Raw genomic sequence first — 13,283 nt, 5'->3', positions numbered from 1 at the left:
TATGCAGAAAGGAGGGTGTAGTTAAATGGAAGGAAAAGTGGTACCGTATTCTTTGCAAGCGGAGCAGTCTGTATTGGGTAGTATCTTGTTGTCAAAAGATGCGATTGTGATGGTAACGGACATTATCACAGAGGAAGATTTTTATAAGGAATTTCACCAAGAAATTTTTAGTGCGATGTTGCAGTTGAATAAAAAGTCGGAGCCGATTGATTTAATTACACTTCTTGATAAATTAGAGAAGGAAGACTTATCTGCGGAGCAGATTACTTACATCACAGACTTAACTTCCGTACCGGATTTTACAGATAATATTATCAGCTACGCAAAAATTGTAAAAGAAAAATCTATGCTTAGAGCTTTAATTCAAGCTTCTCAGAATATTATTGAAAAAAGCTATCGAGAAGAAATAGAGGTCATGGATATTTTAAACTATGCAGAAAAACAAGTTTTTGATGTTGCGCAGGAACAAAATATCAAAGGATTGATACCAATCGATCACATTATGTTAAACAAGTTTGATTCTTTGGAACGATTAGCGAAACATAAAGGAGATTTGACAGGAATTACAAGTGGTTTCACTGATTTAGACCGAAAGACTAACGGATTTCAATCTACAGACTTGATTTTAATTGCTGCACGACCTTCTATGGGAAAAACTGCATTTTCTTTGAATTTAGTGGCGAATGCTGCTATCAAAGGAAAAGCATCTGTTGCTGTGTTTTCTTTGGAGATGAGCAACGAACAATTAGTAGACAGGATGATTGCAGCTAATGCACAAGTAGAATTATCCAATATTCGGAATGGTTCTTTAAAAGATGAAGAATGGGAAAAAGTTACCAATGCAATGGGTCTGTTATCTTCTCAAAAAATCTATATTGATGATACTGCTGGATTGAATATGGTGCAGTTGCGCACAAAATGCAGAAGACTGAAGATAGAAAAGGGATTGGATATGATTGTGATAGACTATCTTCAATTGATGGAAGGAGATTCCAAGACAGAGAATCGACAACAGGAAATTTCCAAAATTTCCCGTTCTCTCAAAATTTTGGCAAAAGAGTTGGAATGTCCTGTGATTGCACTGTCACAGTTATCAAGAGCGCCTGAACAAAGGTCTGATCATCGTCCGATGTTATCTGATTTGAGAGAGTCGGGAGCAATTGAACAAGATGCGGATATGGTTATGTTTTTGTATCGTGATGAAGTGTATGACAAAGACACAATGGATAAGAATAAGGCAGAAGTAATTATTGCAAAACATAGAAATGGAGAAATTGGGACTGTTGATTTGACATGGTTAGGGCAGTTTCAATTGTTCCACAACGCACCTCGTCACGATATGAATTTATAATAGAAGAGGGATACTATGGTACTTTTTGGAAAATATGTGAAATTATCTCCTATGCAATTAGAAGATGTGGAGAAAATGATATCTTGGGAGCGACATGAAGATATTCTATTTGCTGATTATAATTTTCCGCCGTGGTCTGCAAAAGAACAAAAAAAATGGTTTTTGAGTAAGACAAGCGGTACAAAACAATGTTTTTCTATTTTTGATAGAGAGGGAGTTTTGATTGGATATATTTCGCTCAGAAAGGTGAATCCACTATTGAAGACAGGAGAAATAGGCATTTTACTTCGACCTTCCGCAATTGGAAAGAAGTATGGCAGAGATGCATTGCGTACTTTTTTGAAATGGGCAACAGAATCTGAAAAATTTCGGAAATTGAAACTGACAGTTGCCCGATACAACGACAGAGCGATTGCCTGCTATCAGTCTGTAGGATTCGTATTAAAAAGAAAATTCTTTGATTATTGTTATAATGATCAAATTGTTCCGTTTGAGATAGAAGGATGGGAAAAGATTGCTCCTTACTTTAAATATAGTGGGAGTCATCTTTTTGTTCAATATTATGAAATGCAGATTCACAGAGATAACATCCGATACGGAGCATAACAAAAAGACATTTATCCGGGCAAGGATAGAAGAATCTTCATATCTTGGGAAATATGTGTAGAAAAGGAGCGCAGAGTATGACAAATTTATCGTCATGGGCATTTATTATGGCGTTGTTTACATTATTATCAAAGGCACTTGGATTTTTTCGTGAAGGTTTTATGGCTTGGAAATTCGGAGCAAGCTCATTCACAGATGCATTCATCATTTCGTGGAATATTCCTCTGGTTATTTTTGGTGGGGTAGCGACCTCTATTTTGACCTGCTATGTTCCTATGTACAATCGAGTAAAACAACAAGGAAAAGAGCAAGTAGATCGATTTAACAGTAATCTAATCAGTATTGTATTTTTGGTATCTGTATTAATTATTGTATTTTTTACGATATTCGATGAAAAAATCATTACCACTTTTTTTATTCGAAAAGAAAAAGTTGAGACAGTGCAGTATGCTTTGAAATTTACAAAGATTATGATTTGGTCCATGTTATTTTTAGGGATATCCTTTATTTTGCAGGGATATGTTCAAGTGCATGAAAAATTTACCATTGTCGGGTTGATGGGGATTCCGCTCAATTTGTTTATTATTTTTGGAATTTTTTTGGCAACAGAACAACATTATTATTTTCTGGCATTGGGCGTTTTGATAGGATATGTGTTTTATGTTCCGTATTTTGGTCTTCCTGCATACAGGAGTGGGTTTCGATATTATCCGATGTTGGATTTTCGAGATGAAAATGTACGAAAAATTTTGATATTGATTATTCCGGTTTTTTTGGGAAGAATGGTTTTTGATATCAATTTAATGGTGGACAGATATCTCGGTTCCGGATTGGCGACAGGAACAGTTACTTGTTTGAACAATGCTTACAAACTCAATTTGTTAGTCAATAGTGTAATTGTAACATCCGTTGGTACGACTATTTTTCCAAGGTTGGCAAAATTAACCAAAGAGGGAGATATGACTGCGGTGAAGAGAACATTGCATACCAGTTTGGGAAGTATGTCCATTTTTTTGGTTCCGATTGCTTTAGCTATGGTAGTGTTGGCAAATCCGATTGTATCAGTTGCCTTTGGTAGAGGGGAATTTACCCCTGAGAAAGTAACGATTACTGCTCAAGCGATGCAATTTTATTGTATCAGTGTTATCTCTTTGGGATGGAGACAAATTATGGAAAAGGTATTTTATGCGATGGAAGATACCAAGACTCCAATGGTTAATTCTGTAATCTCCATTGTAGTAAATATTGTTTTGAACCTTATTTTGATTCGTTTTATGCAACACAGAGGTTTGGCTCTTGCAACGACAGTGTCTTCCATTTTGACAGCATTGCTATTTTTTGTGAACCTACAGAAAAAAATCGGAAACTTTGGTGGAAGAAAGTTGTTTGATTCTTTCTGTAAAACAGGAATAGCTGCACTTGTTATGGCATTTGTGATGAAATTGATGTTTGCGTTCTCAGGTTTGGTGATTCAATCTGTAGTAATAAATTTGATGGTCACAAGTGTAGTAGGAATGGTAGTATATTATGTTATGCTCCAAACATTACATGTCCATGAATTGACTGTAGCAGTGGGAATGATTCAAAGACGATTGAAAAAATAGGAGTAAAGTACTTTTTATGGTAATTCTTGTATTGAAAATAGAAATTGACTCTTTTGATAAGATGTCGTACATTATAAGTAAATTAGATGGAATCTTATACAGAAACTGTAATTGATATGATTCTTTGGAGTTTTGTTGGAAATGTAGGATTTCTATAGGATTTTAAATAAGGTGTTATTTGGAGCAATGAGTCTTGTCTTTTTGATAAGGGTTGTAGTGTAACTTGCAAAAAGTTGATTGAATGAAAAAGGAGTGTAATAAATTGAATAAAAAAATAATATTTGGAATCATATCTATGTTGTTTTGTGCAATGATATTGACAGGTTGCCAACAAGAACAAACGAAAACTTTTACACAGACTAAAAACGGGATTACCTTACAGATGGAATATACTTACAAAGGCGATACTGTTCTTCAACAAAAAGCAACAAATACTATGCCATATGCAATTTTTCCGGTTGAAAACAAAGAAGATATTCATTTCTTGTTAGACAGATTGTCAGAACCTTATCAAGGAATAAAAGGAGTGGAACAATCGATTGATTACCAAGAAGAACAAGCAGTGGAAACTGTGATGATAGATTATGGAGAGTTGGATTTTGATCTTGCGAAAGGAATTGACAGTATTTTTACGGATGGGGCAGATTCAGAGAAGAAAGTAAGCATGCAAGCTGTCGAAAAGTGGTTATTAGAAAAAGGCTTTGAAGAAATCAAGTAATAAAACAAATGAGAGAAAAAAGAAGTGTATTGGAAACAATATGCTCTTTTTGTATCAGAACCAAACATTGGAGTTTACAACAGGAACTTCGAACAATCAAGTGAGGCAAGAATAGGATTGTGGATTGTGATAAAAAAGATGTATTATCACTCATTAGGTCAAAGTAGAAAGATATCGTTACAGTCATTTAAATAGCTGAGTTTGTCAGTAAAAGCGAGTTAAACACAAGGACTGAAATTGTGATACAACGGAATAGGGATACCATGTTTGGGGGAGGATACTATGAGAGAAAGACAAAATAAAACAAAAGAGATGTTGTACTTATGCATTGTGATTGCTCTTATTCCATATTCATTTATTGCTCTATATTGTGATGCAATGATGAAACATTTTTCAATGATAGGTTATGGATTTGCCATATTTTGTGGAACAGTACTATTAAAAGCAATCCATACAATAAAAGAAAGGTTTTTGGTGTTTTGTCTCAGTATATGCTCATTACTAGAGTCTTATTTTTTGACGAAGCATTTTTTAGGAGAAGAGTGGAATTACTACTTCAAGCCTTTTACTGCATCGGATATTGCAGTAGGAATGATGATTTTGTTCCTGGCGATTCAATTTATGATGTTGATTTCAAAAAGCAAAAGAAAAAATTTATAATAAGAACAGTAAAGAGTGAATCCGAATTCTCGGGATATTCGGTAGGAGAAAGATAGGACTGAAAATCTTAAGATTCGTCGTTTACGGTCAAGTACAAAGTGGATAAGAATTCAATAAAAAAAGTATGGAGGATAACATTGCAGGAAAAAAAGATACAAATAATAAAGCAAACAACTGTTCCAAAGATAAATTATCAAATTGAATTGGACAAAATTATTCGAGAGATAGAACAAACAGAAAAAATTCCGACACTTCTGTTGCATAGCTGTTGCGGTCCTTGTAGCAGTTATGTGTTGGAGTATCTTTCAAAGTATTTTGAGATTACAGTATTTTATTACAATCCGAATATTTATCCTTCTCAAGAGTACTGGTATCGAGTGGAAGAACAGAAAAAAATCATTGAGTTAACAGATGCAAAGAATCCGATTCGTATGATAGAAGGAAAATATGAGGTTGAGAAATTTTATAAAATGGCAGAGGGAATGGAACATCTTCCGGAAGGTGGAGAGCGTTGTCATAAGTGTTATGAGATGAGGTTGAGTGAGGCGGCAAAACTTGCAAGCTCCAATCATTTTGATTATTTTACAACAACTTTGACCATCAGCCCACACAAAAATTCTCAAGTTTTGAATCGAATTGCACAAAAAGTAGGACAAGAATACGGAGTAACACCTCTTCCGTCAGATTTCAAAAAGAAAGGCGGATACAAAAGGTCATGTGAGATTACGGAACAGTACGGAATGTATCGTCAAGATTATTGCGGTTGCGAATTTTCGATGGAACGATTAAAGAAAAAAGAATCTGAAGAAAGCAAAAAAACCGATGAATAAGGAAGTACCTTTGTTCATCGGTTTTTTAGAATATTTTCAGTGAGGTTATATTCAGTTTTAGGAAACTATCCATTCTTTTTTTGAAAAGTTGGAAGTTTATTTTTGAAAAGTCTTGAAATTATTTTTGAACAGAATGGAAATTCCTATGAAATAGTGTAGTTGCGTAAGAATACGTAAATGAGTAAGCCACATCGGGTGGCTCAGGACATAAGCACTTCTTGGTCGAAACCATACCGTTGTCAAAAAAACACCAAGCCCAAACTGAATACAAAAAACCATCAGTGAGAGCAACAGCTTTGTTTTTTGTTTCGTCATATTTTTGATAAACAAATCGGTAAGAATGAATAATGTGAATATCAAAAGGTACAACGATGTGACAATTACGACGGAGATGGTTTCATTTTGAATATATTTTGAGATAAAAAACCCGTATAACAATAAATTGAGACCGGCAAGAGAACCGAGTGTAAAAGGAGATATTCTTTTATTTGTCATTTCTATTCCTCCATTTTTATACTTAATAGATATATCATAAAAGTAATGGTACTATATATATAATAATCATTTATAGTAAGAAAAAAATTGATATGAAAGGGTATACGTCAACCATTTTGTACAATTAGACGAATAAGAAATGTTGGAATCACTTCTTAAAAGTTTCATTGGTTATTTTTTCTTGTTAGTAAAATGAGAAAGCAACAAGATGATAAAAGCAAGTATACCTAATACAACAAAAATAGAAAGCATGCCTTTGTACATAATGGATAATGAAATGAAAAAATTTTCACGCATTAACGATTCCTCCTATAAATACATTCTAATCAGATTTAATATCACTCCACCTGCAACAACAGAGCCTATTTGACCGGCTACATTTGCACCGATTGCGTGCATAAGTAAATGATTGGTCGGATCTTCCTGAAGTGCCATTTTCTGTACAACACGAGCAGACATTGGAAAAGCTGAGATGCCTGCTGCACCAACCATGGGATTACATTTTTCTTTGCAGAAGAGGTTTAATAATTTTGCAAGCATAATCCCGCCGATGGTATCGAAGATAAAGGCAAATAGACCAATTACCATAATCAATAGAGTGTCTAACGAAACAAAAGCATCAGCTCTCATAGAAAAAGAAATGGTAATTCCAAGTAATAAGGTAATCAAGTTTGCTAATGAAGTGCTTGCTGTTTCAGTCAATCCTTGTAATACTCCCGATTCTCGAATTAAATTTCCAAACATCAGAAAACCGACAAGTGAAACACTCATGGGAGCAACCATACCTGCTACAATTGTAACTACGATTGGAAATAGAATTTTTGTCTGTCTACTCACTTGTTTCGGATTGTATTTCATGGGAATGCGGCGTTCTTTTTTTGTTGTAACAAGTTTGATGGCAAATGGTTGCACAATCGGAACAAGTGCCATGTAAGAATAGGCGGCTACAGCAATTGCACCTACATATTTTGAATGCAGTATTTGTGAAACCAAAATGGAGGTTGGACCATCGGCAGCACCGATGATACCGATAGAAGCAGCATCTTTTAAATCAAATCCCATAAGTGTAGATAGCGATAATGCAAAAAAGATTCCAAATTGAGCAGCAGCTCCAAATAATAGCATTTTCGGATTGGATAAAAGAGGACCGAAATCAATCATTGCTCCGATTCCGATAAACAAAAGCAAAGGTAATGCCTCTGAAGATTCAATCCCGATATGGAATAACCATTCTATAATTCCGGTGACCTGACCGATTCCGTTTATATTTTGATTGATTACTCCAGTAAACGGAAGATTTACCAAAATAGCACCAAATCCCATTGGAAGTAAAAGTGCCGGTTCGAAATCTTTTTTAATGGCAAGATAGATGAGCAAAAAACCGATTCCATACATTACGAGTTGCTGAAGAGTAATACTTAATATTCCTTGATATAAAAAATCCATAAAATAAAAATCCCTTCTTTGTAATTCAAAATGTGATTTAATCAAAATTACTGTTGTTTTACTATAAAAACATATCATTAATGATGACATATACAATCACTGTTTGTCAATCGTTCTGAATAGATTTGGAAAGAATGATTGGCTTTAATGTTTGTCATACGAAAATTAAATAGAATTATTTAAGTATTTCCTGAAAAATGAAGTATTACATACACTTGAAACAGTTATGTACAGACTCTGTGAAAGTGTAAATAAACTGATTAATGAATCAATCAAAAATATAACTTGGAGAAAATTAGATTTGGTTAATAGGTGTTTAGTATCAGTAATATTTTGCATTATTTATTAAATGATGAAAAGAAGATTGAGGTTTTAGATAAGGTGGGATATACTTTTAGTACCAATAATTGAAAAATAATTTTAGGATAGATAACGGAGGTATTATGAGCAAAATAAAAAGAGTATATATTTGTAAAGAATGTGGGAATCAAACGACATCTTGGTATGGAATTTGTCCCAATTGTCATTCTTATGCATCCTTGGAGGAAAAAGAAGTAAAGGCAAGTGAACTTAAGAAAAGCAAGAGAACAGGTAAAGATTCCCCTTCTTCTTTATCAATGCCATTATCTAAGGTGGAGTTTCAAGATGAAAGGAGATTTTCTACCACAATAGAAGAATTGGACAGAGTGTTAGGAGGAGGAATTGTAAAAGGTTCATTGGTTTTGGTTGGAGGAGAGCCTGGAATCGGAAAGTCAACGTTGTTGTTGCAGGTAGCACATCATATCAGTAGACAAAAGAAAGTATTGTATTTTTCGGGTGAAGAGTCTACACAACAAATCAAACTTCGTGCAGAGCGACTTTTTGATGAAGACTGTGATATGTATTTATGTAACAGTAATGAATTGGAACAATTGGAATCAGAGATAGAATCCTATCATCCCGACTTTGTTATTGTAGATTCGATTCAAACCATTTTCTCCAGTGAGTTAGATTCTATTCAAGGCTCTGTTTCTCAAGTAAAAGAAGTAACAGCTCGTTTGATGGAACTTGCAAAGAAAAAGCAAATCAGTATTTTTTTAGTAGGGCATGTTACGAAAGAGGGATATATTGCAGGACCCAAGGTATTAGAGCATTTGGTGGATACGGTTATTTATTTTGAAGGCGAACGATATCATTCCTATCGTATGATTCGTGCAGTCAAAAATCGTTTCGGCTCGACCAATGAACTTGGGATGTTTGAGATGACAAACAAAGGATTGGTACAGATATTAAATCCGTCTGCAATGTTATTGAGTGAAAAACCACAGGGAGAATCAGGGTCTGTGATTGTAGCAACAATGGAGGGGAGTAGACCTATTTTGGTGGAAGTACAGGCATTGGTATCTGCAAGCAACTTCTCTGTTCCAAGAAGAACAGCAACAGGAGTTGATTTTAACAGAGTAAATATGTTACTTGCTGTTCTTGAGAAAAAGGTTGGGTTGAAACTTCAGAATCAAGATGTTTATATCAATCTGACCGGAGGATTTCAAAACAATGAACCGTCCATTGATTTGGGAATTGTTTTGGCAGTAGCATCTTCCTATAAAGGAACTCCGATGGGAGAAGATACCGTTGTGTTTGGAGAAGTGGGTTTGACCGGAGAAATCAGAAGCGTTCAGAATGCAGGTAAGCGGGTTGCTGAGGCGAAAAAACTGGGATTTCAAAAAGTAATTCTTCCAAAAAACAACTTGAAAGAAAGTATGACAGATGGAATTGAGTTAGTTGGAATCAGGCATGTTTTTGAACTATTTCGAAAAACAAAATAAATGTGATCCATATTTTGAAAAAAGTAAAAATAGGAAATAGAATGAACTTAATTTACTCAATTGATAAAAAATAAACGCAAATCAAATATAAAATAGTGAATATTATTGTAAATTTTGAAAAAATTTAATATAATAATAAGTAAGTATATTTGTTTGCATAAAATAAAAATGGATGTACCAATTAAAGAGAGGAGACAGTTATGAAAAAAAGAATTGCATTATTTTTAGTAAGCTGTATGGCACTTGGGACTATGGCAGGCTGTACACCGGAACAAAAGTCCTATATGGAAGAAGCAAAGAAAGTTTCAAATTGGGAATCATTTGAAACTACAGGCAAGTTGAGTTTGGATATTACAGCACCGGGTATGATACCGCTAATAGAAGGAGCAACCGCAACACCGCCTGCACAAGAAAAGACACACATGGATTTTGATATAAAAGGATATACTTTAAATGAAAAGGGTAAGAAACAAAAAGGTTATGCACTTTTGAGCGGAAAAGATGATAAAGGAAAATTTCAACTGAAAGATGTAAAAGTGTTTATAGACGGAAAAGATGTATATATCAGTAAAAATTATATGGAAGATATTATGAAATATTCCACAAACGGAGAACTTCCAAAACGAGTAACTGATGTAAAACAGGAATATATTTTAATTGCAAATGGCATGGGAGAGTTATTTACAGGAGAAGCAATGACTCCGGAAAATACTGTTTTTATGCAAAACTATATGGATACAATGACAAATCCCGAAAAGCGTGATGAGTTGTTTACAAAATTTGAAAAAGTTTTTGAGTTGATAGAATTCAATCTTCCATTGAAAAAAGAAGGACAAGCAACTTACACAATGAAAGTGAACTCTGATGAATTCATTGATAGAGCGGTACATTCTCTTGATAAAACTGTAATGAACTTAGATCAAATTCTTAAGATTATGGAGTGGAAAGAAATAATTCCTGAAGGAGACAGTGTAGCTGAAATTCAAAAGGAATATGCAAATGGAAAGAAAGAAGAAATTATGAAAAGTGTTCCGGATGCAAAAAAATTATTAAAGGGAAGTTATTTGAATACAAAAGAAACATTCTCTGAGGATAATTATAAAGGCGAAATGGAAGCTAATATCTGTGTTAATGAGCCGTTATATTTGAAAGTGAATATGAAAATTGACACAGAATCTAAAAAAGTTGCCAAAAAAGAAGTAAAAGTACCGACAAGAGCAGAAGCAATTACTCTACAAGAGTATATGGATTTATATATGCCTGCTGTCAAAGATACAATTGTGTTAGATACAAAAACAAATGTATTGAAAAGTGAAAAGAACGGAACACAAGTAAAATTGAAAACAACAAAAAATGCTGAAGGTGAAGTAATGTACGAATTTGCTCCAATCATGAGAAGCTTCGGAGTAGAATTCGGATATGACCAAAAGGTACACCAAGTATACTATATTGATAATGGTGTAAAGGAATATGTAGATGATGTTGTAGAAAAGAACGGTATTTCCTATATTTCAATAGAGAACATAGATTATCGTTGGGTAAGTGATGCAATGTCGGAAGATGATGGGAACACATATCGTTATGTGATAAGAGAAGCAGAATAATATAAGAAAAACATTCATGATAAAAAACTATCTGTTACTATCCAAATATTCTATGAGATACTTCATAATTCAGCAGGGATTTTCGATAAAAACAAATCTATTTGGTACAAATCATCAAGCGTGTCTTGCAAAAAAGGTTTGTAAATATTAAAGATGACAGTAAAAGGAGAGCATTTTGTAAAGATAATTGACACTGTTTTCAAAAAAAGAACAAGCACAATAAAATAGGTGGTGAATCGGATTGTTATTCTGAAACACCACCTGTTTTATTGACTGGTGATACTGTAAATTTTTATTCATATCAGATTACAGTATTTTTGTTTTGTTGCTGTTTTTTTCTATATTTTCGATTGAAAGATTTTTATAATCAATGTTCGATTTAATGTTCTCGTCGCATAACAAGATAAATATTTGGAGCACTTTTATTTTTGTTAGCACCTTCCGTTTGTACGACACCCAAATTGAGATTTGCCGGGATATTGCTGTTGGCAAAGCGAACAACTTCCCAACCCGGGAATTTTTCATTCGGTCCACCGTTATTATCTTCAACACACAGCGCCAAATTTGTAATCGGAGGTCTGGACTTATCTTCTGTCCACATCAAGTATAGATAATTTCCACCTGCGTTCGTGTTCAAATCTTTTCCTAGTCGGAACCATTGTGCGTTTCCGGAGTGATTGAAGTTTATATCAGCATTTTTGGTATTTTCATTTCCTTGATAAATACAAATATCGGTAATAGGAAAAAGTTTATAACCGTTTGGGAAGTATAAATATTTCGGCACGTACTTTGTTAAATCAATTTCTTTTTTATCAGACCATCCTAAATCCAGAACAATATAGTCTCTTTTGTCGACCTCGACTCCATGGTTCAAATCTGCTATGTCCTTTTTTGCGTCCCTGGATTCAACTGTGCTTAACAATTCCCAAGTGAGCACAGTATATCTTGTAGACCCTTTATTTTTATCATCGTTATCATCCAATGATTTTTTGATTGCTTTTTGCATACTGTCATTATCGCGTCCTAATCGTATGCCATATAAATAGTTTTTTGTCTCCGGAGCAACTCCCGGTATTTTTTTGTTGATATCTCCTGCAATTTTTTCAAATTCCGACTTGATTTGATTTTTTCGTTTTTCTGTACCTGCAAGCTCCCAAATAGGAATCAGTGGTCTATGCATGTCATTGAAATCAATCATAGTTGCATGACTTTCTATATTTTTTTCCCACTCTGTTAACTTATCGCTTCCTTCCAAAAAGTCATTTAGATAAATAGAGGTGCTATTTCCTACAACATGGAGGTTAATGTCGGATTTGGATGCAAAGTTTTTATAAGCAGTAGATTTTTTGTATTCGTTTTCAGCATTTCCGCTTGCAATCAGTGCATTGAATCCTGCCTTTACTTTTAATGCGAAATCCTCTTTTCCATAAACAGTGCTTTTGTCAATTGTTGTATTGATATCGACACGACCGCCCGTAATCATTCCCATCAGAACATAATGACCGTAATCGCCAAATAATTGGTCTATCGGAGCAGTATCAATTGCCTTTTTTGCACTTTCTGTCAAACATTCTCTGTATTTGGAAGAATCCGGATAATAGATATAAAAACCATTCAGACGTTTTTCATACATATGTGTCGCATGGTACTTAAATTTACTTTGTCCGGTTGTTTTTCCGAAATTTGTTTCGACACTTCCGGAGAAACACTTGTAACTACCGCCAATTTTGGCTTTGTTGGTCATTTCTGTTTGATATTCCTGCAATGATTCGGAAATAATTGTATTTTGATGAATGTCGCTTCCAAGATTTTTTTCTTGAATCCAGTTGTATTCTAAAATTTTATCAAAATTAAATACGGGAGCTTTGGTAGCAGTGAGGGAACCGTATTCTCCGAATACATTGTAGCCTTTGCCCAGAGAGCGGACTGCTTGCATTCCTGTCTTTTTCAAATCTTCTTTTGTTATGGTGTTATCTAATTTTTCCTGTTCAAGCGGTGATGTTTTTTTTGTATCATCAGGAGTGGTTTTATCATTTATTTTTTCATAAATGCCTTTATGTGCATTGTTCGGTTTAATGATATTATCTGATTTGAAAATACCATCTGGTATTTTCAGTTCTCCATTCAGTTCTTTCTCTAATTGTTCAAGTTCTGTTTTCAAATC

General features: G+C 34.2%; 11 protein-coding genes. 8 read left to right on the top strand and 3 right to left on the bottom strand.

What is annotated here, in order from left to right; translation table 11 throughout:
* The first annotated feature begins 25 nt into the window (after positions 1-25).
* The 6 genes from dnaB (at position 26) to HMPREF0389_RS03325 (ending at position 5,769) form a co-directional block, all read left to right on the top strand.
* The gene (dnaB, locus tag HMPREF0389_RS03350; protein ID WP_014262315.1) at positions 26-1,351 is read left to right on the top strand and encodes a replicative DNA helicase; all 1,326 of its coding nucleotides are present in this window, start codon (positions 26-28) and stop codon (positions 1,349-1,351) included.
* A 15-nt stretch (positions 1,352-1,366) separates the two neighbouring features.
* On the top strand, positions 1,367-1,957 hold the full coding sequence (locus HMPREF0389_RS03345) for a GNAT family N-acetyltransferase (RefSeq protein ID WP_014262314.1): 591 nt from the start codon (positions 1,367-1,369) through the stop codon (positions 1,955-1,957).
* 77 nt (positions 1,958-2,034) lie between these two features.
* A complete protein-coding gene (murJ, locus tag HMPREF0389_RS03340; RefSeq protein ID WP_041250776.1) occupies positions 2,035-3,561 on the top strand; it encodes a murein biosynthesis integral membrane protein MurJ in 1,527 nt (508 codons plus the stop codon).
* Positions 3,562-3,823: 262 nt separating this feature from the next.
* Positions 3,824-4,279 carry a YehR family lipoprotein gene (locus HMPREF0389_RS03335; RefSeq protein ID WP_014262312.1) on the top strand — a complete coding sequence of 152 codons (456 nt, stop codon included), beginning with the start codon at positions 3,824-3,826 and terminating at the stop codon, positions 4,277-4,279.
* Positions 4,280-4,561: 282 nt separating this feature from the next.
* The gene (locus tag HMPREF0389_RS03330; RefSeq protein WP_014262311.1) at positions 4,562-4,939 is read left to right on the top strand and encodes a hypothetical protein; all 378 of its coding nucleotides are present in this window, start codon (positions 4,562-4,564) and stop codon (positions 4,937-4,939) included.
* 137 nt (positions 4,940-5,076) lie between these two features.
* On the top strand, positions 5,077-5,769 hold the full coding sequence (locus HMPREF0389_RS03325) for an epoxyqueuosine reductase QueH (protein WP_014262310.1): 693 nt from the start codon (positions 5,077-5,079) through the stop codon (positions 5,767-5,769).
* 96 nt (positions 5,770-5,865) lie between these two features.
* On the opposite strand, the gene HMPREF0389_RS03320 is transcribed toward HMPREF0389_RS03325, so the two are convergent.
* Positions 5,866-6,264, bottom strand: a complete 399-nt coding sequence (locus HMPREF0389_RS03320; RefSeq protein WP_041250775.1) for a hypothetical protein — start codon at positions 6,262-6,264, stop codon at positions 5,866-5,868.
* A 309-nt stretch (positions 6,265-6,573) separates the two neighbouring features.
* Positions 6,574-7,710 carry a sodium ion-translocating decarboxylase subunit beta gene (locus HMPREF0389_RS03315; RefSeq protein ID WP_014262309.1) on the bottom strand — a complete coding sequence of 379 codons (1,137 nt, stop codon included), beginning with the start codon at positions 7,708-7,710 and terminating at the stop codon, positions 6,574-6,576.
* 443 nt (positions 7,711-8,153) lie between these two features.
* Here HMPREF0389_RS03315 and radA point away from each other — a divergent pair, with 443 nt between their 5' ends.
* Both radA and HMPREF0389_RS03305 read left to right on the top strand, forming a co-directional pair.
* A complete protein-coding gene (radA, locus tag HMPREF0389_RS03310) occupies positions 8,154-9,515 on the top strand; it encodes a DNA repair protein RadA (RefSeq protein WP_014262308.1) in 1,362 nt (453 codons plus the stop codon).
* A gap of 200 nt (positions 9,516-9,715) precedes the next feature.
* Complete coding sequence (locus HMPREF0389_RS03305) at positions 9,716-11,119, top strand: hypothetical protein (protein ID WP_014262307.1); 1,404 nt, start codon at positions 9,716-9,718, stop codon at positions 11,117-11,119.
* A 379-nt stretch (positions 11,120-11,498) separates the two neighbouring features.
* Here HMPREF0389_RS03305 and HMPREF0389_RS03300 read toward each other — a convergent pair whose 3' ends face one another.
* Positions 11,499-13,280, bottom strand: coding sequence for an MAC/perforin domain-containing protein (locus HMPREF0389_RS03300; RefSeq protein ID WP_041250774.1), 1,782 nt, complete (start codon positions 13,278-13,280; stop codon positions 11,499-11,501).
* Between the last annotated feature and the right edge of the window lie 3 nt (positions 13,281-13,283).

Origin of the sequence: Filifactor alocis ATCC 35896 (assembly GCF_000163895.2) — a bacterium.
Classification (GTDB): Bacteria; Bacillota; Clostridia; order Peptostreptococcales; family Filifactoraceae; genus Filifactor; species Filifactor alocis.
The sequence above is the reverse complement of the archived record's forward strand: the minus strand, read 5'-3'. Positions and strand labels throughout refer to the sequence as shown.